19 protein-coding genes are annotated in these 25,184 nt (G+C 30.8%); all 19 read right to left on the reverse strand.

Annotated features, from left to right (window positions below):
• Nucleotides 1–16: 16 nt before the first annotated feature.
• The 19 genes from BUA21_RS01210 to BUA21_RS01295 all read right to left on the reverse strand — a co-directional run bounded on the left by BUA21_RS01210 (nucleotide 17) and on the right by BUA21_RS01295 (nucleotide 25,183).
• Nucleotides 17–1,363 (reverse strand): glutathionylspermidine synthase family protein, encoded by a 1,347-nt coding sequence (locus tag BUA21_RS01210; RefSeq protein ID WP_084604083.1) that lies wholly within the window; start codon nucleotides 1,361–1,363, stop codon nucleotides 17–19.
• Entirely contained in the window at nucleotides 1,341–2,666 is a 1,326-nt protein-coding gene (locus tag BUA21_RS01215) for a glutamate--cysteine ligase (RefSeq protein ID WP_072742704.1), read from the reverse strand. Before BUA21_RS01215 ends, BUA21_RS01210 begins: the two co-directional genes overlap by 23 nt.
• 172 nt (nucleotides 2,667–2,838) lie before the next feature.
• Nucleotides 2,839–3,633 (reverse strand): fructoselysine 6-kinase, encoded by a 795-nt coding sequence (frlD, locus tag BUA21_RS01220; protein ID WP_072742705.1) that lies wholly within the window; start codon nucleotides 3,631–3,633, stop codon nucleotides 2,839–2,841.
• Between the two features lie 18 nt (nucleotides 3,634–3,651).
• Complete coding sequence (gene frlB, locus BUA21_RS01225; RefSeq protein WP_072742706.1) at nucleotides 3,652–4,677, reverse strand: fructoselysine 6-phosphate deglycase; 1,026 nt, start codon at nucleotides 4,675–4,677, stop codon at nucleotides 3,652–3,654.
• Nucleotides 4,664–5,887 (reverse strand): esterase/lipase family protein, encoded by a 1,224-nt coding sequence (locus BUA21_RS01230; RefSeq protein WP_072742707.1) that lies wholly within the window; start codon nucleotides 5,885–5,887, stop codon nucleotides 4,664–4,666. The genes frlB and BUA21_RS01230 overlap by 14 nt, the downstream gene beginning before the upstream one ends.
• A 166-nt stretch (nucleotides 5,888–6,053) precedes the next feature.
• On the reverse strand, nucleotides 6,054–7,493 hold the full coding sequence (locus BUA21_RS01235) for a M20/M25/M40 family metallo-hydrolase (protein WP_072742708.1): 1,440 nt from the start codon (nucleotides 7,491–7,493) through the stop codon (nucleotides 6,054–6,056).
• 22 nt (nucleotides 7,494–7,515) lie between these two features.
• Nucleotides 7,516–8,175: a hypothetical protein gene (locus BUA21_RS01240; protein ID WP_072742709.1), complete on the reverse strand. Its 660-nt coding sequence runs from the start codon at nucleotides 8,173–8,175 to the stop codon at nucleotides 7,516–7,518.
• Nucleotides 8,176–8,186: 11 nt separating this feature from the next.
• On the reverse strand, nucleotides 8,187–8,912 hold the full coding sequence (locus BUA21_RS01245; protein ID WP_072742710.1) for a DUF5058 family protein: 726 nt from the start codon (nucleotides 8,910–8,912) through the stop codon (nucleotides 8,187–8,189).
• Nucleotides 8,913–9,130: 218 nt separating this feature from the next.
• Entirely contained in the window at nucleotides 9,131–9,571 is a 441-nt protein-coding gene (locus BUA21_RS01250; RefSeq protein ID WP_072742711.1) for a zinc ribbon domain-containing protein, read from the reverse strand.
• A gap of 99 nt (nucleotides 9,572–9,670) precedes the next feature.
• On the reverse strand, nucleotides 9,671–11,845 hold the full coding sequence (gene recQ / locus BUA21_RS01255) for a DNA helicase RecQ (protein ID WP_234973664.1): 2,175 nt from the start codon (nucleotides 11,843–11,845) through the stop codon (nucleotides 9,671–9,673).
• Between the two features lie 112 nt (nucleotides 11,846–11,957).
• Complete coding sequence (locus BUA21_RS01260; RefSeq protein ID WP_084604084.1) at nucleotides 11,958–12,110, reverse strand: nucleotidyltransferase domain-containing protein; 153 nt, start codon at nucleotides 12,108–12,110, stop codon at nucleotides 11,958–11,960.
• 184 nt (nucleotides 12,111–12,294) lie between these two features.
• Nucleotides 12,295–13,197: a hypothetical protein gene (locus tag BUA21_RS01265; RefSeq protein WP_072742712.1), complete on the reverse strand. Its 903-nt coding sequence runs from the start codon at nucleotides 13,195–13,197 to the stop codon at nucleotides 12,295–12,297.
• A gap of 146 nt (nucleotides 13,198–13,343) precedes the next feature.
• Nucleotides 13,344–13,499: a hypothetical protein gene (locus tag BUA21_RS14620; protein ID WP_159429082.1), complete on the reverse strand. Its 156-nt coding sequence runs from the start codon at nucleotides 13,497–13,499 to the stop codon at nucleotides 13,344–13,346.
• A complete protein-coding gene (locus BUA21_RS01270) occupies nucleotides 13,484–14,515 on the reverse strand; it encodes an AAA family ATPase (RefSeq protein WP_072742713.1) in 1,032 nt (343 codons plus the stop codon). Before BUA21_RS01270 ends, BUA21_RS14620 begins: the two co-directional genes overlap by 16 nt.
• Nucleotides 14,516–15,032: 517 nt before the next feature.
• Nucleotides 15,033–16,820 carry a DUF1998 domain-containing protein gene (gene drmB / locus BUA21_RS01275; protein ID WP_072742714.1) on the reverse strand — a complete coding sequence of 596 codons (1,788 nt, stop codon included), beginning with the start codon at nucleotides 16,818–16,820 and terminating at the stop codon, nucleotides 15,033–15,035.
• A 1-nt stretch (nucleotide 16,821) separates the two neighbouring features.
• A complete protein-coding gene (locus BUA21_RS01280) occupies nucleotides 16,822–19,992 on the reverse strand; it encodes a helicase-related protein (protein WP_072742715.1) in 3,171 nt (1,056 codons plus the stop codon).
• An 11-nt stretch (nucleotides 19,993–20,003) separates the two neighbouring features.
• Complete coding sequence (locus BUA21_RS01285; RefSeq protein WP_072742716.1) at nucleotides 20,004–22,415, reverse strand: UvrD-helicase domain-containing protein; 2,412 nt, start codon at nucleotides 22,413–22,415, stop codon at nucleotides 20,004–20,006.
• On the reverse strand, nucleotides 22,412–23,887 hold the full coding sequence (locus BUA21_RS01290; RefSeq protein WP_072742717.1) for an Hsp70 family protein: 1,476 nt from the start codon (nucleotides 23,885–23,887) through the stop codon (nucleotides 22,412–22,414). The genes BUA21_RS01285 and BUA21_RS01290 overlap by 4 nt, the downstream gene beginning before the upstream one ends.
• 12 nt (nucleotides 23,888–23,899) lie before the next feature.
• The gene (locus tag BUA21_RS01295; protein WP_072742718.1) at nucleotides 23,900–25,183 is read right to left on the reverse strand and encodes a hypothetical protein; all 1,284 of its coding nucleotides are present in this window, start codon (nucleotides 25,181–25,183) and stop codon (nucleotides 23,900–23,902) included.
• Nucleotide 25,184: the final 1 nt, after the last annotated feature.

Genomic DNA, 25,184 nt, shown 5'->3' on the forward strand with positions numbered 1-25,184 from the left:
CGTCCCATTTTGTTTATCATAGTTTTTGAGACAGTGAGAACCGTCCCCGTTGTAGCAAATTAGGAGCAGTATAGTACCCATGGAGCCCAGATATTATGCTGTTTTCTCCTATTCTAGTATATAATCCTGCAAATTTTTCATTATACAAAAACAGTCCAGTAATAGTTCCAAACTCTTTTATTTTCAACTTGCCATCTTCAAACACCACAAATTTGATTTTATATGGCTCAAAGAATTCTTGAAACAAATAATCTTTCCCAAAAACCTCATCCAATTTTTTGCTCCAATCCTCATAAGTAAAATCCTTTCCTGCATAAACACCTTTGGAACCATAGGAATCCTTGGGTTTCAATATATAATCATCTTTGTGCTTTAACACCTTTTCATATACACTCCTACTTCCCTTAAATTCTTCAGTATATGGAATATGCTTTTTAATAAAATTTCTTTCTTCATCTGTCAAAAACTCTAAAGTATCCTCATCATAGAGTATCTTAAAAATTATCTTATTGTGCATTATTTGAGACTTCATAGAACCAATCATGCAAACTGCCCCATTCCTATACGCTTCTATCAAATCACTTATTTCAGAGCTTTTCTCTATAAATTCCCTCGTAACTATTCTCCTATAAATCATATCTATATTCATATCTTCATAATACAATTTCCCATCAATATATTTTAATTCCCTGGGATCCACTATTTCCGCCCTATAACCTCTTTTTATATAAGCTTTCTTGAATTCCTCAAATTCATAAGGAGTTCCACTTTCTTTAAAATCCACAATTGCCACATTGGGCCTAGCAATTGCATTGTTATATTTCTTAAATATATCTATACTTTCGTCCACCCATTTATATATGAGCTCAAAATATTCTATATCATATTTTTCCCTCATCTTTTTTACTGCTTTTGATTCTAATAGTATTCTTGCCAGTGTATTGTCTTCATTCATAGCTGAAGAACCATCTGTATTAAACTCACAAAATTTAAAATCATCATTTCCACCATAGAAAATATCAAATCTTCCTATGGGAACATTTATATCATATCCTTGATCCATAAGTATTAGTTCTTCCAACAATTGGGGATATCCAAATTTTTTTCTGTATTGGGGAGATTCTATATACTTTTGAGTCACTTTATCTGTTATAGACATAAGAATTCTTCCTATCTCATTGAATCTTTCAACATCGGATTGTGTATAAAATATAGGCTCATATAAAAAAGGCACTGGCTCACCCTTATATATAGCTGTTGAATTGGCAACAGCTTCTATAGCCTTTTCATAATCATCACGATATTTATCCACATCTTTCTTAATTATATCTATATACTCATCAGTTAATCTCTTCATGTCCATTGTCCTTCACCTCAATTAAATTATTCAAAATACACCAGTCCAATGCTTTCTTTTTACCTAAATAAGCTCTTTTCTCTGTTTTCCCTCTTGGAGTCATCTTTTCATTAAACATTTCTTCCAATGGCAAAATATACTTCAACTCATTTTCTCTTAAGCCACTCTTAGAAAGTTCTATAAGCCTTTTGCCTATTTCATATACAGTTTCATCTCTTAACTTCCCATAAAGTCCCTTTTCAACAATATCCTTTTTAGCCTTATTTACATCTTCTATACTTATATCATCAACATATTCATATATTTTGTTTAAATTTTCTTCATCATATATAATGCCCTTCCATAGTGCAACTGCTGAAAAATTCAATGGATATGGTACCCCATCCATCATCCTTATTTCTATATACTTTTTTGCTCTTACATCTGGGAAAAACATAGTGAGAATATGTTCTAATTCCTGTGTAGAATATTTATCTGGATCAAATATATCTTTGGTAAGTTTATCTTTAGTAAAATAAACTTCTTTTCCATTATCAATAAATATTGGAGGTCTATTTAATATATATTCTGCATATTTTTCATATCCAAAAGACTTATCCAAAGCCACATCTACAATTCCACATCTATCTTTGTCACAGTTTTCCCATATATATGATCTTAAACTTGACTTATCCCATACACCACCTTCAAAATAATAAGCATTGTCAAACATTTGGTATATAACTGGAGAAATCGCACTAGCTACCCTGAACTTTTTCACAAAATCCTTTTCACTATTATAATCAACAGACAATTGTAGTGAAGCTGTTCCTTTCATCATATTGTGAGCATGGGTTCCCTTGTCTTTAAAATATTCATACATATATGAATATCTCTTTTTAGGTATAATTTTTATATCGGAAATACTACTTTCTGGTTGATAACCAGTAGTGATTAATGCTTGATTTTTTCTATCAAGAATAGGAAGCACTTCATTTAAAAAATTAAAATAATCTCTTTCTAAATCAAAAATATGCTTTTCTGGTCTTATGCTTAACTCAAACTGGCTGCCTGGTTCAAGGGTAATAGTCGTTCCATTCTTTTTAAGTCCAAGAATATTGTCCCCTTCATAAATTCCCTCCCAGCCATATTGCAACATTTGCTCTAATGTATCTACCGTACCTTTTTCTTCATAATATGAAATAGTTCTAAAGCTATCTTTATCTATAATGAAATGCTCAATTTCCAATCCCATTTTAAAATCTTTAATTTCCTTTTCATTATCCTCAAAATATTTAGCAATTGCTTTTACTTGTCTTTCATAATCCATTTAAATCATCTCACTTTCAATAGACTAATATTATATATACCCATAAAATTAGATAAAAAAAGTATAATTTCCCCCATAAAAAAACAATAGTCTTAATGATAAAACTATTGTTTTTTGCTACTATGCTATATAGTTTGTAGAATTTGCACAACACCTCAATCTCCTTGTGTCATTACCAAGCCCCACAATATTTAATAGTTGTACTTGCATTTTGTGTCCCCATTTTCATACATTCTTTAATTTCCTTCCCGCTCAAAACGCCAAACAAAAATCCTGCTATATAGGAATCTCCTGCTCCCATAGCATCTACTACTTCACATGGAATAGCCTTCTCATATACGAACCTTGTACCATCATAACATATACTTCCCTTTTCTCCCAAGGTCACAATGATCAATTTAGGACCTTTTCTATAATTCTTTTTTATATATTCCCTTATAAAACCATCATCTCCACCATCATAAGAAAAAAAAGCATAATCCACATCATAAATTGTCTTTTCAACAATAGGAGAATCCAATTTGTTTGCAAAATCAAAGGCAATGGGAATACCTCTTTCCTTTATTTTGTAAAGGTCTTCTTCAATCATTCCCCACAATCCTGAAACAACCATGTCATGAGCTTTAAAAAACTCTATGTCCTCGTCACTAATTTTAAAATCTTTCATGACTCCTTCTTCATAATCTCCCAATATCCTCTCTCCACCTACAAGCTCCACATGAGTAATAGCAGTTTCCCCAGGAAGAATTTTTATATTAGAAACATTCACACCCTTGTTTCTAATAGCATCTATCATAAACTTTCCATACTCATCATCTCCTACTACACCTGTATAAGAAGCTTCTCCCCCCAATCTTTTGAAATAAACCGCTACATTGACAGGATTGCCTCCTGGAAATGCTTTCTCGAGATTTTCATATAAATCTATACAATTGTCACCAACAGCAGCAATTTTCATTTTGTCCATACCTCTCTTTCCTCATTGCTAATATTCTACCAATCCACCATAATATCTTCTATCATCTGGATTGTGATCCTTGTTTATTGAAAGATAATAATAGAAATATTCTAATGGAACAAATAGTATCAATGGATCAAGCATTGGATGTAGTCCACTATTGTAATCTTTAATATCAAATACAATTACATCTTCCGTAAACTTTTTCACAAATTTAATAGTTCTTTCTGTAGTATGTCTTGACTCATCATTTCCTAAAATAAATACATAAGGCACACCTTTCGCAACTACTTCCAAAGGACCATGTCTAAATTCAGCTGCATTTAGTACACTCCCATGAGTCCAAGTAAATTCAAGCATAGTTATAATTCCTTCTTTACATGCCAATGGCAAAAGGGGCCCAGAAGCTACTGTATATATAAAAGACCAATTACTTGCTCTAGTAGCCAATTCTTTAGATTTTTCCTCTGTAGAGATTACCAATTCAGCTAAAATATCAGGTAGTTTCTTCATATCTTCCAATATAGAATCTATTTCTTTGTGAGTCCCTTTTAAGTTCATGTATTTACAAGCAATATAATAGCTAACCAAAAGATGCATTTCCCATATACATTCTCCACCATATCCAAAGACATTTTCTGCTGCAGCAGCCAATTTGGAACCAGTAAAATTGCGAGTCACTCCTAAAGTCAATGCTCCTCTTTTTCTTGCAATGCGGATAGAATTTACCACTTCTTCTGTTTCTCCAGAATCTGAAACCCCTATGACCATTGTATTTTTATCTAATTTAAACGGGGTATGATCTAAAAAATCAAATCCACTAAAAGCACTACATGGGATATCAGAGTATTTGTCAAACAGCATCTTTCCAGTTTGACAGGCACATAGTGGTGAACCACAAGCTACAAAATAAATCCTGTCTATGTCCCTTTCTACCATTGTATTTATTATTTCATCTAATTTTGGAAAACCACTTTCCATCAAATTTTTAACTTCACTGACCATATTTTCAGTCACTAAAAAATCAACTTTACTCTTATCAAGATTTAACATATGTATTCCTCCAATCCTTTCCCATGGCAAGGGGAAAACACAACACCTCTGTCCCCTTGTGTTTGTCATAATCTAGCTCAATTTCTAAATTTCTATCTCCTATAATCATAATCCAAAAAATATTATTTGCCAAATTTATAGCTTGAATTCTATCATCAGCAATATTCATACTCTGACTGGATATTTCACTGGTTTCTGAAGTTTTAATACTTAATCTATCGCAATTTTTCGTAAAAATAATATATACTTTTTCTACTTTTTCTTTTTCCACAACTTTAACCAATGGCTTTTCAAGAATTGCCGATAAAAAATCCTTAGACTCATATAAAATATCCGTATGATTTCCCTCAAGTACTACACTTTCCCCACCTAAATTGCCCAATGTACTAAAGGTAGTCACCGTTCCATCTCCACAATTTGTTTTATACACTCTTATAGGTTTCCCATCTTCCCATTTGACCTTGTCTTTATTATTCTCATCTATTAAAAATTCCTTATTGGTATAAATTCCTTCTCCGCTTACAATAAATAATTTATCTTTTTTTATAGTTTTCTCTTCCAATCTATTTAAAAACACATTGTTTACAGACATGTTTTTTATAGGAATATCCTTTCTCATCCCATTTTTTTCATAAAACAAATAATTCCCATATCCATAGCTAGGCAACAAATCCCTCACAACTGGGAACATTTTTCTTAAAGCCTGTATATGATTTATACTTTTGAATAAATAATAATAAAGCATAAATCCAATTTTTAGTGCATTATAAAAAACATTGTTCTCTATTTTGGAATAAGGAAGTTTCCCTCCACTCCAAAAATAATAAGCATTCACAGTGCCTAAATTTGGAGTACCAATCATTATCAATTTATCAACTGAAAAAGGATTAAAATAATTCATATAAGCCCTTCCCAGCAATCCTCCTAAACTGTGCCCTATAAGTATTACCTTATCCTTTTTAGTCTTTTCTTTGATTTTTTCTATATCTAAAAACAAATACTTATCTACTGCTTCTAATACAGGCTTCTTCCAATCATAATAAGAAATAAACAAATTTGAACCTTCTATATAACCCATTGCATTTAATATTTCGATAAAAGGTCTATAGGCCTTTTCTGCAAATCCAAAAGAAAATTCTCCCGTCCCTTTTATCACATCATCACCCAATGAACCAAAAAGTCCTGGTATAAAAACAATAGGATAATCCATAACCTACACCCTCCTTATTGCTTTTATACCAGGATATTCATTATACCTTGTTTTTATAAATCAAATCTTCATATTCATTTATAAATACAAGACGTTGCCCAAAGTCACCATATATTTTTTGCAAATATATTTTCTTGTAACAGTAAATATTTCTAAATGTCTATTACTAAAACTTTTTCATTACACATATATAAAATTTAACTGCTTCTATAACTTTATTTGATGGTATTCTTTCATTGTTCCCATGTATAAGTTTTCTTTCTACAGAATCAAGCTCCATTGCTGAAAACCTATAAACATTTTCACTAATTTGGGTATAGCTTCTCGAATCACTACAAGCCAACATCAAATATGGAGAAACTATAGTTTCTGGCCATACTTGTCTTACACTTTCCTCCAACAAATACCATGCCTCAGTATTAATTTCAGAAAAAGGATTAACTTTCACAACCTTCAATGCTTCTACAGACACTTTATCATCTTTAATACGTTTTTTTAATCCATTTATTATACTATCTTCAGTATCTCCTTCCATTATTCTCACATCCCCTTCAATACTTGCATAAGGCGGGAATACATTGACTGCTTTACTTGCCTCCATTTTAGTTAATGCTATTGTAGATCTAAATAATGCATTTAATTCTCCTCCCTTTTTCCTCGTTATAAGATCTAAAAGAGGCCTGAAAAAAGAAATATTGGCAAATATAATCTTTAACCCAAATGTTGAATGACGTCCTAAGATGTTGAACATATCTTTTGCCGGTTCAGATAAGTGATATTTAAAAGGATTTTTTTCTATTCTCACAACACTTCTAGCTAATCTTCCAATAGGAGTAATTGCTGGTGGAGAAGAGGCATGCCCTCCTTGAGTTTTCGTAGATATTTTAACATGCATTTTCCCCTTTTCTCCAGTACCTACAAGAGCACATTTCCCCTTGACCCCAGGTATAGCCCCTTCAACAATAGCACCACCTTCATCTAACACCATAAATGGTTTAACTCCATTGCTTTCCAAAAAACTAACTATACTCTCTGTACTCCGTCCATCTATTTCTTCCTCTCCAGAAAATGAAAGATAAATATCATTTTCTGGTTCAAATCCATCTGATATCAATTTCTCTGCTGCTTCCATTATTCCACACAATGTTCCCTTTGTATCTAATGTTCCTCTCCCCCATATATAACCATCCTCAATCAGACCAGAAAAAGGTTCTTTTTCCCATTGTTTCTCATTTACAGGAACTACATCATAATGCGCCATAAAAACAACAGGTTTGTCTGATCTCTTACCTTTCCAATGATAAAGTACCCCAGTTCTACCAATATTATATAATTTGCATTTATTATTTACAGCTGGATATTTTTCTTTTAACAATTCTCGAAATTTTTCAAACTCTTTTTCGTCTTCTAAAGATTCATCCTTATAAGAAACAGTTTTGCACTTAATCATTTCAACAAAATTTTCTATTATTGTACTTTCATCTAGCTCAACATCAAAAGGCTCAACTTCTTTTTGCTTTAGCGGTTTGAACCTAATTGCCCTTATTATTAAAATCAAAAATAAAATTATCAATGCAAAAAAAATATATCTTAAAATTTTAATCATCTCCCCATTATAACTTTATTCTTTAAAGATAACCTTTTTTGTATAATATTCTTGATACAGAAAGAGCTACTATTGCTCCCACAGGAACCATGACACTAACTGCACTAGAAAGAGAAGGTATCGATATAAATAAAATAAGCATAAAAATTAAAGGAGCTGCAGCTATCTTCCAATTCTTGGAAACAAATACTACTGCTAATGCCCCAAACAATGATGGTAAAATATTTTCAAATGCTGGAGCTATAGCTTCCGATTCTAAAATTGGCCTAATTTTGGTTAAAAGTAAAACTCCAACAAAAATAATTATTGTAGTTACAATAGAAGAAACCGCTATTGATATGGTCGAAATAACTTCTCCTTCTTCTGTACCTGGTTTTACTTTAGCAGACTCCATAGCATTCAATGCACATGGCACTTTAAGATTTGTTAAATTTCCTGTAACAAAACCCAAATATGACCCTCCTGAACCAAGCATAGGAGCAAAAGTAAATGCTTCAATTGCCCCTACAGTCCAAAATACAGGTGCTACTCCCAATAATCCCTTTAGCAAAAATTTTGGTTCTGGCCATGCCTTATAATAAATGCTTACTGCTGTAGGATAAAGAATAAACATAAGTATCGCAAAAGAACACCAAGTTCTTCCCCATATATGTACGCTTTCATTATAGTCTCTCTTTTTCATCTTTTGCCCTCCTATCGAATCAAATTTGTAATTGGTACGGACAAAGCCATTGCTCCAATCATACTTATAGGCAATGCATAATCCTCTAACCACTTAGCTTTATGCACTTTGACAAAATAACCACATACTATCATGATTATGGAAGAAACAATCATCACAAAAACAGGTATCCAGCCTTCAAGCCCTAATTTAACATCTGAAAAAATCATACCTAAAAATGCCGATATCATTCCCATAAAAATTGATGTTATAAAAATTTCTCCCCATTTTTTATCTCGATTCTGGATTTTATTGATTCTACCTTGAATTTTCTTTAGAAAAAATGTCACAACTATAAGACCCGACAATATACCTAAAGTCATAACCCAAGCAATAGTAGAATATACTTTTGGATCTTCTATTGGTTGTGAAATTGAAATCCCTAGAGAAGCTGCAGTAGATGTAGCTGCTGGCAATTCATATGTCAATGCTCCTAAGACGCTTAATCTAAGCCACGGCAAAGCTAGTCCTAAAAATTTTGATAAGGTAATAACTCCCAAAATGATGGAAATAGCCGGTGCTATAGTAAATACCGCACTGCTTTTAACAATTCTTTTAAGTACTTCTACTTCTATTCCAAGTTCTTTAGCTCTTTTCCAAGCTTTTATCATAAAAAATATAGACTGCATAATAACAAATATGATAATTATACCTGCTATGGTGAAAAGGAACATACTGTTAGGATCAAATTGTCTCATTAAAGCACCTCCAATTTATTAAATCACATTAGTCTTATAAAAATCTATTCTATTATTTCACCTCCTAACATTCGAAATGTTTTTAATTGTGTCTATATTCTACACCTTTCTACAAATATCCTCTATTTTGTATATTATTTTAATTTCAAAGTAAAGACTTGCCCAAATTCCTCATAAAAAAACAATAGTCTTAATAATAAAACTATTGTTTTTTGCCACTATAATTCCTTTCCACAGGATTTACAAAATTTTGCATCCTCATCATTTAATGCACCGCATGCTCTGCATTTAATTTTTATTATCTCTTTTACCTCACTCTCACCTTTTCTACTGCTCATATCCTTAACCATATCAATATTTTCTATAGTATCATTTATCATTCCGCCTTTAGCTGCACTATAAGGTTTTAAATCTTCTCTAGCCTTTTCTGGATCTAATAGAAGTCCTGAACCTGCTGTACCTTCGGCACCAATACTCATAAGTATATTACCTACAATTATACAAATCATCCCAATCACTGGCCTTACAACAAAACTTGAAGGACTCATGGGTATCATATCTACAAAAAAGCTAGATATAAACAATATAAATCCAACAACCACAAGGACTAATCCTATATAATAGGTAAATTTTCTTTCTTTTGAAATTTTATTGGACATTTTCTAACCCCCTTATAGTCAACTTCTTTGCTATATTATATCACAAAAATCCTAGTTTAGAATCCACATAAAATTTGCGACAGTGAAACTACCGCATACTCATCTATTTTTTATAATGACTATCCTTATATCTTCATAAGATATATCATCTGGCAATGCATCTTTAATTGGCTTTAGTCTTTCTGCCCCTATTTCATTTATTATAGATAATATTCTTTCTTCCCTTTCTGAATCTACAAATCTAGACCAATCTACTGTTTGACCATTATTGTGACATTTTTCCAAATGTCCTAAAATAGTTCCCACTGTTAAATCCCTTTTATTAGCTATTTCTTCTAAAGATAATCCTTCTAAATAATAATCATAGGTATCTTTATTGTCCCCTTGAATTTTTCTTGGCACTTCTGTGACTTTTCGTTCTATTTTAGAATTGTCTATCCCTTTATTTTCAGTATAATTTTTAATAATTTCTATAAATTGTTCCCCATAGGATTCATATTTTTTAGTACCTACTCCTTTTATTTTTAAAAATTCCTCTCTGTTCTTAGGAAAATAGGTAGCCATTTCCTTTAAGCTGGAATCGTGAAATATAATGAATGGAGCTATGGAATTTTCTTTGGCTATTTCATATCTCAATTCCCTTAGTTCTTCAAATAATTCTTTCTCATAGTTTTCTTCAATATAATCTAAATCTACAGTTCTCCTTACATTGTTCTTTCTTTCGCTTAATTGTTTTATTTCAATTAAATCTTTTTTATGATAAACCTTATCCTCTCCATTTAACACTAAAGCTGACTTTTGTGTCAGTTTTAAAACTGGATATTCATCTGCCGTCATATGAATATAATCCATAGATACTAATACCATAATCATTTCCTTTATAGTAGCTTCTGTATATTCCTCCATAATCCCATAGGTGGATAATTTATCTAAACCTAAATCTAGTATTCTCTTATTTTTAGAGCCTCTTAGGATTTGTGCTATTATAGTAGAACCAAACTTTTCCCTTGCTCTATAGATACAAGATAATATTTTCTGAGCTTCTATAGTAATATCAACCATTTCTGATTGGCTTAGACAATTGCCGCAATTGTTACACTTCTCCTCTTCTATTTCCTCCCCAAAATAATTTAATATACTATTTCTCAAACATTCATTTGTATTGCAATAATCTATTAGATATTGAAGATTTGTATATAATAATCTTTCCCTTTCAGGCGAATAAGTACTATTTTGAATTAGATATTTTTGTTTTACAATATCCTGAGGAGAATAAAGCAATATGCAATCACTAGGTTCCCCATCTCTTCCTGCTCTACCCGCCTCTTGATAATAGGCTTCCATATTTTTAGGCATATTATAATGAATGACAAATCTTACATCTGGCTTGTCTATTCCCATTCCAAAAGCATTCGTAGCTACCATTATTCTTGCACGATTAAATATAAAATCCTCCTGATTTTGCCTACGAACTTCATCGTTCATTCCTCCATGGTAGGCTATGGCATCTATGTCTTTTCCCTGTAATTTTTTTGTTAGAGATTCTACAGTTTTTCTAGTAGCACAGTAGATTATTCCAGATTCCTCTTTGTAATTATTCTCAAGATAATCAAATAGATAATCAAGTTTTTTTCTGGGCTTTACTACCTGATAAAATAAATTAGGCCTATCAAATCCTATTATTGAAATCAACGGTTCCCTTAATCCTATTAAATCCTGTATTTCCTCTACTACCTCTTTTGTAGCTGTGGCAGTATAAGCAGACACTACTGGCCTATTATCTAGAGAATTAATAAATTTAGGTATTTCCAAATAACTAGGTCTAAAATCATGGCCCCATTGACTTATACAATGGGCCTCATCTATGGCTACCATAGATATATTTATTTCCTTTACTAATTTCGAGAATATATATGTATTAAGTCTCTCTGGTGCTATATAGATTATTTTATATTTATTTTCCCTTATTTCCCTCAATCTAGTGGCAAATTCCCCTTGATTTAGAGTACTATTTATAAAGGTTCCAGCTATTCCTATCTCTTTTAAGGAATCTACTTGATCCTTCATCAAAGATATTAGAGGAGATATGACTATAGTGATTCCGTCCATTAAAATTGCAGGAAGTTGATAACAAAGAGACTTCCCGCCACCTGTAGGCATTACCCCTAATACATCTCTTCCTTCTAAGCTTCCCCTAATTAATTTTTCTTGACCTTTTCTAAACTCTTCATAGCCAAAATAATCTTTCAATACACCATATATATCCATACCCATCCCCGTCCCCCTAAATTTTCTAATCCAGTTTAAAATATATTATACCACTATTTCATGACACAAGGGTACAGTTCTCCTGTGTTGTTCATAAAAAGAGTTAGAGGAAAATCTCCTAACTCCTTTGATATATTGTGATTCCAACTCTATTGCTATGGACAAGTAAAGCTTCAATATTTATATTTTTCCCTACCAAAGCTAAATCTATATCAGATCCATTTTTATAGTTTCCTTTTGCTCGAGAACCATAAAGCACTACTTTTTCAATTTTCTAATTCTTCCATCTTGATTCTTAACTTTTCAAACTGTTCAAAATATCGACCTTTCACAAGAGTAATAATATCATCTGCTATACTTTCGTCAGTTCCATTACATATTGAAGATGGCTAAGTGTTTAGCAGCATACGCATATATATTATGTCATAAAAAAATCCCTTCGAACTCTTATATTTCTAAATCAGATCTGCATATCTAAGTTTAGAATCCACATCAATGTCCATTTCACTTATGGAATTGTAGATTAGAACCTTCAAATATCCTATAGGATTTCTAATCTCCCGCATTCTACTAGCTTCTTTAAATTTATTCACAGCATGTTCTATAGCAAAAAAATTCAACCGTTTGACATCATTTTCAGCTATTTTAGCCGGAATATAATTGTCCCCAATTTTTATTCTTTTGCTATTTTCAATATCAAGTAGCAATAGCTTTATAGCATGATCTGCTGCTACTTGATACTTTTCATCTATAGCATGGAGTTCACAATTTTTTATGATTTTTTTGTACCTTTCCTGAAAATCTTCATAAGATGGGTTTCTTCCATCAATCCCTCTATCGTCTTTTAACAATTTTTCGTGATAGATAGATTGATTAGAAATCTCTGTAGAAGTCTTTGTAGTAATCTCTGGTAATGGTGAGTTCATATTGGTTCTTTCCATTGGTTCATTTTGTATATCATTGTCGTCTCCTTTTGAACCTATCATAGTATCATTTTTATCCAATGTAGCATCATTTTCTTCATCTTTTATCATCTTTTCAAGCTCTTCATAATTGATGGTATACCAAAGGGTCCTATCCATTTGATATACATTAAAATTGTCAACTATTATCAAATTCATATCTCTTAACCTTTTGAAAGTTCTCTTTATAGTTGAATTGCTCCAAAAAGGAAATTCCTCATGCCACTCATCAATAGTATTGTAAGTCCAGTATCTTCCCTCGTGAAAATTTCTATTGTTTTTCTTATTTATCTCAATCCAATAATGCACCTGCTGCAATATTAAAGCCTCATTTAGTCCCAATACTACTGCCAATTCTTTATCTAATACCAATGGATGTAGATTTAAAATTGTCATATCAATATCCCCCTTTTTCTTCAATACTCTAGTATCAATATATAATTGAAGAAGAATTTTGCAAAATGAGGACTTGGATAAAGTCAACATAAAAATAAGCCCTACTTTGCGTAGAGCCACTGTATATTAATATTATCACCTTATCCTTATTCCAATAAATCAAATAAACAATATTCATTTTTAAATATCAATTTATTATTGTCAAACAACTTACTTATAATTACCTCTTCTGCAGAACCCTCTGGTATCCATATTACATGACCTGTTTTTAATGACTCTTCTAACTTTAAATATTCTTGCATATATATTCCTCTAATGCTTTGATATTTAATGCTTTAGGTGCTGTTCCTTTAATATAATTTGAAAGTATAACATCACTCTTTTTCAATTCACTTCTTTCTATCACTTTTGAATACCTACGGATTTCTGTAAAATAGTTCTCGTTTCTAACTAACACATATATATTATCCATTCTATAAAATGAATCCAAAACTTCTGCATAATGTGTTGTAAAAATTAGGCATGCACCTCTTTTATTTATTTCTTTATTGTTGAATATATTAATAATCATTTTCACTAATTCCTTATTCAGATGATTTTCTAGTTCATCTATTATCAAATATCCGCCATTTCTTAATGCAGTCATTGCATTTCTTATGATTTTTTGACCTTTTATAGTTCCAGATGATATAATTTCCTCCAATCCAATAACACTTGATTGAATTTTAACTTCGCTATTTTTAAATTCTATATCAACTCCATCCTCTCCTTTAATTTTCTCAAGCCTTTTAAGATTTTCATCAAAAACATTTAAAACACTTTTATCCACTATCCCTTGGACAGGATTTATTTTATCTTTGAAATTCTCAAACATCGTATTTACTGTAGCTCCTGAATCTTTTGTTGCAGTAATAACAATACTATTGTCATCTTTTAGCATTCCTAGCAATTTTCTATCTAATTTACTTCTTCTCTTTTCTGTACAGTTTTCATTTTCTGTGAAATCAAATATATTGCTCTTAGAAGTAACATTGGATTTTGCCTTACTCTTTAATACTTCATCCTCATAATAAAAATATACTTCCCCTTCTATGTTTCTTCTATATTTTATTTTAGACTCTAATTTAAACATCTTATTATCTTTATAAAAATATACTGTCATAATTATCCCATTTTTTTCAGTTTCCTCATTTAAAAACATTGGTGGTACCAAATTGCCTTCGTTCAATCCCTTATGATTTAGCACTACTTCCATAGCTAGATTTAACAATTTAATTGAAGTAGTTTTCCCCACAGCATTAATACCAATAATAGACATAGTTTATTGTTTAAAAGTATAATGCAATTATATTTTTCATAGGTTCCAAATGATTTACACTACTTAAAAATACTAGCTGTATATTATACTATATACTATTACAGAAAATTCCATGCTTTTAAGCAACCTCTATTTCTACAATTTTTAAATCACAAACGGCAAAATTTAAAAGAGCTAGAGGAAAATCCTTCTAGCTCTTTTAAATATATTAAGGTAAGGTTCGAATGAATTCGAACCTAAGGTGAATAGTAGCATGTAGCTTCGATTTCAATCGAAAGTTTCCACTAGGGGTAATATTTAGCAAAAATTGCAGTTATATATGCAATAAATAAAAGTTGCACATATAACTGCAAGTATAATACGATGCCATCAAATACCTACATCTATCTTTTGGTTACTACTATATCACTTTTATACGATAACAAAGTTCCTATATTTTCTTTCCACAGGACTTCTTCATCTTTTAAACAAAAAGTATTATACTTAAAAAATTAGTTCTTTTCATATCAAACTTTTTTTAAAAAAACCTTCCAAAATAGCCTATATCCTTATTTTCTAATTTTCCAATTATAGTAGCCCTGTCTAAAAATAAATTTCTCATTTCACAGCTTGTCTCTGGCAACAAAGTACATGAATGACAAGCTGCTAAGTTTAATGAATTTAGACCTTGTCCCCCCGATTGAATACATAAAGGATCGGATGAACACCATCTAGCTTGATCTAATGCCTTTTTAATGGTCTTTTCTAAATTTTTTCCTCCGCCTTGACTTACCAACCCACCTAGACTCCCTTCTGAATCTGGAGATGCAGTATATATTAAAACTCCCTCCATTTCATACTTTCTATTTTCATAGACTTGAGTAGTATATATACGTTCTTTTAATGCAGAAGCTGAATACCCACATTGCAAAGTTATTTGTCTGATCAATAGATGAGAAAATGTATGAAGTAGAACATACCTAGGAGAAAATTTATTGCATTTAAATTTAGCTCTTTCCTTATTATGCTCCAATATTTCTATCCTTTTTATAACTTGGTCATTTTCTTCCCATTTTCTTATCCTTTCTTTATTAAATTTGATAAATATACCTTCACCCCAAAATTCAACTGCTGGCAACCAGTTTTTTCTTTTATTGCTTAAAGGTGCTACCTTGCTATTATCATTTTCAAATTCATCGCCCGGCTTTATTCTTCTAAACCCAGTTAAAACTACTACTTCTTTTATCTTCTTTGCCAATACTATCTGATCAATATACCCTATTAGCGATTCAGGAATTTCTTCTGTTTCCGTAACAAAATCCAAGCTATTATTATCGCCCAAGGAAAAAGCCTTATATTCATCCATCATTATATTCGCCTCAGATTTTGGGCTATCATCCTTATAATTATTTATACGATATATTATCTGCTCCTTTATTTCTTCTTTAGAATATTTAAGCTTTTTACCTATTTGGCTAAATTCTATAAAAAATTGTAATTTGTTTTCATCTTTTATATCTAATTCTCTAAGCTGACTATCATACTTGTTTAATTCCTTTTGAATAGCATCGCTCCAAGGTGGAATAGACAACGCACTTATAAGATTAGGATAATATATATTGGTACTACCTCGTTGAACTGTTCTAAGTGGCTCTGTGCATAAATTTTTATCTTTATCTCTTAACCATGGTCTATTTCCACTACACGGATATCCTTTCAATGAATTCTTTGAAAAACTATATTTCATGCTCCTACTTCTCCCACAGGTTTTACACCATATTACAATACTATCAAGTCCTCCAGTTTCTTTCCTATAAAACAAACGTAAATCTGGATTTTCACAATCAGTTTCTCCCTGATGAACCCACCAATCATAAGGAAAATCTTCTATATGCCCATTTTCACAGGCTACAACAAATCTTGAAGGAATTAAACTTCTATTTCCACATATGGGACACTTCAATACATTGTTAAACTTAAAAATCTTATAGTTCCCAATCTTACCACAACTTTCTCTTGAACATATTAAAGTTTCTGGAAATCGAAAAGCCGGTATATCTCTTGACTTTGCATAAGGATTACTTAATGTTTTATCTTGAGTTTGTGGTTTAACAAAATAATCTACTTCTAATAATTTTTGAAGATTGACTTCCTGTATTATATATTCTTCATCATGCTCATTTTTCCAAAAATCTGTTCCAGCTATTATCACAGAAGCTTTGGGGAGATCTACCAATGAACCACAGCCAAAAGTGGTTATCATTTGAGTCTGTCTAACTTCACCTACTACTTTTTTTGTTTTCTTTTTATTTGAATACAAGTTCATTCTAATCATCCTCCAAATATATATTACATTGAAGATCAACATTCCTCATGGAATTTAATGTCCTAAAAGCAACATCTTCCTCATGGCTTGTCCCCAAAAGAGGCTTCCCTCTTCCATATTTATCATAGGATAAAACTTCACTGTTTTTTACCTCAGTTTCCCAAAGCTCTTTAATCATTTCTATTTCTTCTATAGTTTCATAATAATCTTTTGTTTTTCCTACAACTTTTTCTGCTCTTTCTATTATATAGTCTTCTATTTCTTTTAGATTTTCATCATCAGCCCTAAAATTATCTGCATCATCCCTTCCCCGTAAATAAGATACAGTTTGACGACACATGCTTATATACGTAGCATGTAATGCCTTATTTCTTGCTCCCATAGAAAAAGGTGTCAAACTATTTGGCTCTACATATTTATATATGGACGAATGGAAATCATTAAATTGTTCATAATGAGATCTTTCTCTAGTTCTAGATGTATTATATATAACCACTACCAATCCTGGGTTTTGTCTACCTACTCTGCTAGAAGCTTGAATGTATTCTGAATTAGATTTAGGCTGACCAGTCATAGCCATTAGCCCTAGCCTATCTATATCTATCCCTACAGATATCATATTAGATGCTAGTACATAGTCAAAAGCATTAGAATCATCTTCTTTATAGCTATTCTCTAGCCCCTTTAATATTTCAGCTATCTTGGCTGAACTTTTCCTACTCGTTAGTTCTTCTAAAGTATCACATCTCTCTTTAGATGTAAAAGTTGGAGTCAAATCTTTAAATTTTTTATTGTATAAAAAAGAATATCTTTCTTGAACATTGTCATATACCTGATTTACTGCCGCACCTAGTTCTCGCAAACTATTAAAATATCCAAGTATAGTCCAATAATTATCTATTACTTCAGGTCTATATCCCGCGTCTATTAAATATCTAGTTGCAAATTGCAAACATCCATATACTCTTATCAATATAGTTGTAGGAGTTTTACTTGGGGATAATATGCCTATATATTTTCTTCCAGGCTTTTCTTCTAAATTTGCCTCTATTGCAAAATAGGAATCTTTAATGTCTATTCCTTGAGAAGGGAACAATCTACAATCCCTACCATATAAGGCCAATACTTGGGACTCTGCATTCCCAATGGTTGCCGTAGAAGCAATTAACTTTGGTTTTTTACTATCTTTCATACAAAAATAATCTATAGCTGTCTCATATAATCCAGTTATAGTTCCCAAGGGTCCTGTAATCAGATGAAGTTCATCTTGTATTATAAGTTCTGGAGAATCATAATCTGTATTAATTCCAAATATATTCCCCATTTTAGGCTCCCATGTCATTCTTGCAAACTTATCTACTGTAGATATAATCAATGTTGGTTTTTTCTCATATATATCATCATCGATTAAATAGATGGGCGCCCCTCTATTGTTTCTACACTCACTATTAGGGCAGTATATTGTCATTCCATCTTCGTTTATCATGTAATCAGATGGTTTAATCTGACTACCACATATAGGACATTCTAATAATTGGCAAGGGTTTCCATCCCCCTCTTTTAATACATTAAGCCCATCAGAATTTATTTTATCTAAATTTATTCTAGCAACATCTAAAGTATTAGGAGTCATCCCGCTTCCTACAAATAATCCAATACTAATTTTTTCTTTTCCTAAAAGCTCTTCTTTTTCTTCTCTTATCTCATCACAACAACAAATTAGAGCCGCAGCTCTCTCAAATTGTTGTATAGTCAATAATCTAAGAGTATATCTCATAATAACCGTTACCCCTGCTCCTTTGTCTTTATACTTTATTCTCCTTAAAAATATGACAAATGCAGCTACTCCCAAATAGGCTTCAGTTTTCCCTCCACCTGTAGGAAACCAAAGTATGTCAACTATATTCCTATAATCACTATTTTGATTAGCCATAGAATCAATTTCTAACAATATAAATGCTAATTGAAATGGATACCAGTTTATTTCTTCATAGTTGATATTTTTGCCTTTTTTCTTTAAATAATAAACCCTTTGCCTTAACATGGCTTCATTGGCTAGTTGAAAAGCAGAAAATATATCCTTGTCCTCCAACAATTCTATCCCTTTTTTTATTCTATTAGATGTTTCTTTACACATTTTAAGATTCTTTATAGCCATATGTTGCAGCCTATCTTCTACTGCTTTAGATTTTATTTTTTGTTCTCCTATCCATTCATCGTAAGATTCTACCAATTCTAGCAATTTACTGATAACTTCCTTTTGAGAACCATTTGCTAAAAATTTCATCTCCACCACTTTGGTATTTACCTTTAACTGTGGTTTCATCTGTTTAAGTTCAAAGGAAGGAATGAAACTAGATTTTACTTTATAACATCCATATTCATTGGTTTCATAAGCTACTGCACAGCCATGACCTATGGCATAATTCTTATTGTTTCCATATAACATATCCAAATTTTGCTGTTCTTCACTTTCTTCTACTTGTACTAGCATCCTTTTAGTTGCAAATATTGGAGATTTCTCATCTACTGCCATAATATCCATGCCTACTTGAAAAAAAGAATTGGAATCATCTTTTACCATGTTTTTTTGACCTATATATGTGTTAACTAAAACTACAGTTATTGTTTTAGACTTATCTTCATAAACATTATGCAAATGTACTTGTAGGGATAATCCCTCATCTACTTCTATTTCTTTAACTATATTAATATCTTCTAATTTAATGGTTCTTTCTTCCTTATGGACTATTCTCTTCCATTTTTGTTTCTTAATAAACTTTTCTTCCCCATCCTTATTTATGATTTCAGTCTCTTCGTTCATATGATATTTACTATACTGTATTTTTACTTTTATTTTATCTACTCCTGCCTTTATTGTAGTAGATATGGCAAAAGAAGAAGGTTTGTATAAATTGCTAAAAGATATGCCATCTTCTATATCCATAGGCATATCTTGCCCTTCTTCAAAATTTGCTACTTCTTTCAAATCCTTAATTTCATCAATATCAAATTCATCTATCTCTATATCTTTCGGAAACAGTATGCCTATTGAATAATATAGAGATGGACTTTCATCTATAATTTCATCTTCTTTTACCGGTCCATAAAGATCTTTCCTAATTAAATCTTCAATAAAATTCCTAGCCTCATAATATTCATCAAATTTCATCTTTCAACCTCCTAATATGTAGTTTTATATCTACACTTTCCAAATCCAGTTAAAGTGATACCATTCCAAAGACCCCTTGAAATATATTCATTAGATTCTTCCATTATAGATTCTCTATCTAAAACATAAGTACATATTTCATCAATATAAACATCTGTAATAGTTGGAGGAAAAAATTTTGCTTCCTTGCTGGGTATTCTATAATTTTCCCTAAGTACGCCATAAAATTCAGCCAAAAACTCATTGGACATTTTCCCTATTTTTATATCTTCATGATAAATATCATATCCTACTGCCATCCCATTTTTTTCAACTAATCTTAAAACCACCTCGTCATTTTTAGCTATATTATTTAATATATATTTTTGATTAAATTCTACATCTGATTTTAACCCTAAAAATGTATCTGATACAAAACTTAATGTATCTATATCTTTTTCCCTACCTACTTCTATTGATACAAGCGTGTGTTTTTTCTTATTAAAATTCCAATAAGTTTCATACCATCGACCCCTGCCATTATTGTCATTTGACTTTTTAATACGATTTCTTTCTCCCAAACTAATTGTATACATTTCTTCCCTTGGTCTAGTCAATGCTACATAATATATCTTATTTTCATCTTCTATATTTTCTGAATCTTCTTCCACAAATATGTTATCATTCAACAGTATTACTCTTTCGAATTCTCGACCTTTTGCTCTGTGAATGGTAGAAACCTCCACTTTACTTTCCCGATTTATGCAAAGGTTTTCATACATGTGCTTTTTATATGATAATTTAAACGACAACTCTTCTACATCCAATTTTGAAGATTTTCCTTCTTCTATCTCCTTTAAAATATCCCATCTATGTTGAACTTCATTTTCTTCCAAATTCAATATAAATTTGCACTTCTCATTAAATTTTTGATAAGATATAAGTTTTTCACTGCCACTAAAGCATTCTCCTATCCATCTGTCCAATACTTTAAAATTCGCTGATTTTAACAATTTATGTCCTATCCCCTGATTGCTTAATTGATTTGAAACCTTCAATGCTTGTCCATTGTTTCTACATAGAAAACTAATTTTATCATGTTTAAAATTTTCTATAGTATTACTTATTTTATAAGTCTTACCTAAATGCTTAAATGAATCTAGTCTTTCTAGAATTAATTCTTTTTGCCTTGTTGATGAATCTTCTAATATAGATTCTCTTATCTCTTCAGTTATCATTGCTAAATTTTGTTCTTGTCTAAAATTATGTTTTAACTCATAACATTTCAAATCTTCTAAATAACTTGTAAGTATCCAATTATAAAAAGCATTAGTATCCATTTCATTGAGTTTATCTTTTACTTGATAATTGTAAATTGATTGACAAGTATCTCCAAATAGAGTAAAACCACAATTAGATGTTTCTAATATGGTTTTAACTAGACGAGCCCTCACTCCTACTAAATCTTGTATTTCATCTATTATAATATGTTTATAATTCATAAGAACATCTGGATTTTTCTTCATCAATTCTATAGCTATTTCTATCCTCTCATCATATTCTTTTCCTTTCAAATCCATTTCTGGTTCTAAGAATTTAATCAAATAAGTAGCAAAAGAATCAAATGTTCTTACATCTAACATATTTAATCTATATAAATTTCTATCCTGGAATACATTTTTAGACAATCTATCGTTGATTTCTCCTATGGCTGTTCTAGAAAAGCAAAGTACCATAAGTTCTTGTGGCTCTACAGATTGTTCTTCTACTGTTATATACTTGATTCTATTTATCAAAGTATGAGTTTTACCTGTCCCTGGTCCTGCATTTACAAATATTCTATCTTCTACTGAAGATGTAACTATTCTTTCCTGTTCTACTTCCTCTCCTCTTACTAGGGGAATCATATCTTTTGTTTCTATTGAAATTGCCTTTTTCTGTATGATTTCTTCAATTTCTACATCATCTTTTCTTGGCAAAGGCCCTATATGTGCTTCCTGTATTGTAGCCGAAATTTCCGCTTTTACTTCTTCATCTTTAATTCTTCTTATTGTTGCCAAATTAATTATATCTTCTTCTTTTTCTTCTTCTATGGGCAAATCCTCCCTTATATCTTCTATATCTTTTTTTGATAATTCAGGTCTACACGTATAAAAAATTTTGCAATCTATATTTTCACATCTGCATTCCCAATGCAATTCTCCATTTTTATCTTCCACCAATCCATAAGGAATTTCATCCTTGTTATAGCTACAACTAGCACCCTTCTCCATTATTTCTCTTTGATTTGGAGTCAAATCACTATATTCATTTAATGAGCCATAATAGATAAGAGATTTAATAGCCTCTTTATCAAGTACATGCTTATGAAAGTTTTTATCCTTATCTAGTTCTCTTGTTCTAACATATATATTGCTCTTTAAAGTTAAATTTGATCTTTTCATTTTACATCACCACTTATTTTGGGTAGTTTATAATAAAACTTTATATTCGGATACTCATATTCTTCTATATACTTATCTCCTAAATGATTACTTTTTATCTTAGATTTAAAAATTAAATCTTCATCTATATACGATTTCATTTTAATATTTTCATTTGAAAAACCTTTGGCTTTTATAGCTAATGTATCCAATACCTTCTTCCCTTTAGTAGATGGGTCTATCTTGTTATCAGAAAAAAGGAATACTGCACTATTTGAATCGTCTACTAATGCAAATTGATGTTCTATTGAATCTTGAGTTGGTACTATACTATCTTTTTTTACTATTGGGAAAAAACTATTATCGCTTAACAACACCCCCAAGTCCTGATTAATTCTAAATTGCCCTGGATCCATATTTAATAAAGCAGCCCCTTCGGCTACATTCCATTCTGGTTCATCGGGTAAAATTATATCTAAATCTTCGCCCCACAATTGTCTTATTCTTTCATGAAGCGGTCTTAAGTTGCTGCTACCGCCAACCATTATTAATCCCGTTATTTCCTTCATATTCATTCCTGCCATATTTACAGTTTCCTTTAATGTTTCTATAGCCTTTTCCACAAAAGGACTTATCAATTCAGAAAAAGTATCTATATCTAATGGAATATTAAAAGCCCCCAAATCTCCATATTTCATCAAGCTAATATTTCTTACATCTTCATAAGTAAATGTCTTTTTAATATCTTCGCATAAAGTAATCAGCCTATCTTGATCTTTCTTATCCATTTCCTCAAAGGCAATATTTAAATTTTTCTTTTGAGACACTTTTGAATGAACCCATTTAGCTAGCAATATATCAATATCGTCTCCGCCCAACTTTATTCCATTAATTGCCCTTTCATATAAATTACCACTATGAAGCTCCACTATGGATATGTCTAAAGTTCCTCCACCCCAATCAAATACTGCTAATTTAGAATGTCCTTTCACTTCATCATAATTTTTAAATATAGCAGCTGTAGCCTCATTTATAAAACCGTTTATTTCAATACCTGCACTTTCAATACCCTTTCTTATGCTCTTGCGTTTAGATGATGGAAGTCCTATAGGTATAGACACTACTGCTTTTTTTATCTGTTTATTATAATATCTTTCTATTTTTTGACTAATCGATGTAAATATTTGAGCTATTACAAGCTCCGGAGTCCATATTTCACCCCCTATATCCCATCTTTTATCTGTTCCTATGTAGGTTTTTACAGAACTTATAATTTCACAGCTTTCCGATAACTCTCTTCTCTTTATTTTAACTTCTTCTCCAAAATAAACTTCTTTTGAAATTCTATCTATTGCTAACAATGTAGGAAATGGCCTTTCTCCATCTTCACCAAGCTTGTTTATATTGAAATATCCTCCAGATTTGCTTATACCTACTACCGAACTATTTGTTGTACCAAAATCTATCCCAAAACGCTCCTGGCTATATAGCATTTTTATTCCTCCTTAAAACTCTACTCCCTGTTTTGATAATTCTTCAAATATTTCTTTAACCTTCATTTTCATTATTTCTCCCATATCTTCATCTACTTTTTCATCCTTTATGTCCTCAAATTCCTTATAATAAATTCTTAAGTTTGAACCTAATGTTTTTTTAAATCCGTCTACTGTAGATTTTTTCATAATCTCGCTATTTGCAAATACATCCTCTACCTGTTGCTGATATTTTTCTTCTTTTTCTTTTAACTCTTTTATCATCTCTTTTAATTTATTATTCTCTATGCTTAATTCTTCCTTCTTTTCTATTTCGATTTTATTTGTTTTGATTAAGTTATCTAATTGATTTTGTAATTTATTATTTTCTAATTTTATCTTTTCATATTCAGTTCTATAAAAAGATAAATTTGCTGTTACTTTTTCTAACTCTTTATCCTTAATTAAAAATCCTTTTTCCATTTCTTTTATACTATCTATCATTTGATTAAATATATCTTTATCTTGGAAAATTTCCTTAACAATATCAATTTCTTCTTTAGGTTTATCAGATTCTTTAGGTTCTATATCTTTTCCATAAACTGCAACCATATCATTATCTTCAAATAAAATCTTCTTTAAATCTTCTGGCCAACTTTCAATATAACTATTTATATTCTCCATCTCTTTAGCATTTAGGTTGAATCTAGTTTTAAAAGATTTAAACCATTTTAATATTTCTAATTGATATTTCGAATCTATTTCCATTTTAAGATCCAATTTAGGAAATACTGTATTTCTAAAAATTTCATCTATATAAACTAAATACTCTTCTATGAAAATGTACTTTGACATCTCTATATTATAAAATTTAGGATTTACAGCTATAACAAAATCTTGATAAGTATAATTTATTATTTGAGAATTAACCCCTGATTTGCTGGATTTTATTGCTACCTTGCAAGTTTGTCCTAATACTTTCAAACTTTGCTCTATACCTAAATCCTGATTGAATATTTCCCTAGAAAGGATAAGACCTCTTTTTAAGGCCGTATTGCTGTTGTTCTTTTTAAATTCAGGTTGTTCCAAAAATCTTTGTATTTTTCTATCCTTTTCATCTTTTTTTAAACTTTTTAGATGACGCATAAAAGATTCCATTCCATATTCCGGGCCAATTTTAAACAAATATTCATAAATTAATTCATTATCTTCATTTAACATTTTAGTTGAAATGTCAATGAATTTTTTCCCATCAGTTTTACTTAATCTACTGTTTTTTTTCTGCTTTTCATATAATAGTTCTAATTCCTGTTTCATA

This window comes from Sporanaerobacter acetigenes DSM 13106 (assembly GCF_900130025.1).
GTDB classification, from domain to species: Bacteria; Bacillota; Clostridia; order Tissierellales; family Sporanaerobacteraceae; genus Sporanaerobacter; species Sporanaerobacter acetigenes.

Excerpts from the sequence above, each read along its gene's own strand:
- recQ (WP_234973664.1), bottom strand. The coding sequence starts at position 11,845 with ATGGGTATGGATATATATGGTGTATTGAAAGATTATTTTGGCTATGAA.
- BUA21_RS01250 (WP_072742711.1), bottom strand. The coding sequence starts at position 9,571 with ATGTCCAATAAAATTTCAAAAGAAAGAAAATTTACCTATTATATAGGA.
- frlB (WP_072742706.1), bottom strand. The coding sequence starts at position 4,677 with ATGTTAAATCTTGATAAGAGTAAAGTTGATTTTTTAGTGACTGAAAAT.
- BUA21_RS01210 (WP_084604083.1), bottom strand. The coding sequence starts at position 1,363 with ATGGACATGAAGAGATTAACTGATGAGTATATAGATATAATTAAGAAA.
- BUA21_RS01230 (WP_072742707.1), bottom strand. The coding sequence starts at position 5,887 with ATGGATTATCCTATTGTTTTTATACCAGGACTTTTTGGTTCATTGGGT.
- drmB (WP_072742714.1), bottom strand. The coding sequence starts at position 16,820 with ATGAACTTGTATTCAAATAAAAAGAAAACAAAAAAAGTAGTAGGTGAA.
- BUA21_RS01235 (WP_072742708.1), bottom strand. The coding sequence starts at position 7,493 with ATGATTAAAATTTTAAGATATATTTTTTTTGCATTGATAATTTTATTT.
- BUA21_RS01240 (WP_072742709.1), bottom strand. The coding sequence starts at position 8,175 with ATGAAAAAGAGAGACTATAATGAAAGCGTACATATATGGGGAAGAACT.
- BUA21_RS01285 (WP_072742716.1), bottom strand. The coding sequence starts at position 22,415 with ATGAAAAGATCAAATTTAACTTTAAAGAGCAATATATATGTTAGAACA.
- BUA21_RS01265 (WP_072742712.1), bottom strand. The coding sequence starts at position 13,197 with ATGACAATTTTAAATCTACATCCATTGGTATTAGATAAAGAATTGGCA.
- frlD (WP_072742705.1), bottom strand. The coding sequence starts at position 3,633 with ATGGACAAAATGAAAATTGCTGCTGTTGGTGACAATTGTATAGATTTA.
- BUA21_RS01290 (WP_072742717.1), bottom strand. The coding sequence starts at position 23,887 with ATGCTATATAGCCAGGAGCGTTTTGGGATAGATTTTGGTACAACAAAT.
- BUA21_RS01280 (WP_072742715.1), bottom strand. The coding sequence starts at position 19,992 with ATGAAATTTGATGAATATTATGAGGCTAGGAATTTTATTGAAGATTTA.
- BUA21_RS14620 (WP_159429082.1), bottom strand. The coding sequence starts at position 13,499 with ATGCAAGAATATTTAAAGTTAGAAGAGTCATTAAAAACAGGTCATGTA.
- BUA21_RS01215 (WP_072742704.1), bottom strand. The coding sequence starts at position 2,666 with ATGGATTATGAAAGACAAGTAAAAGCAATTGCTAAATATTTTGAGGAT.
- BUA21_RS01245 (WP_072742710.1), bottom strand. The coding sequence starts at position 8,912 with ATGAGACAATTTGATCCTAACAGTATGTTCCTTTTCACCATAGCAGGT.
- BUA21_RS01270 (WP_072742713.1), bottom strand. The coding sequence starts at position 14,515 with ATGTCTATTATTGGTATTAATGCTGTGGGGAAAACTACTTCAATTAAA.
- BUA21_RS01295 (WP_072742718.1), bottom strand. The coding sequence starts at position 25,183 with ATGAAACAGGAATTAGAACTATTATATGAAAAGCAGAAAAAAAACAGT.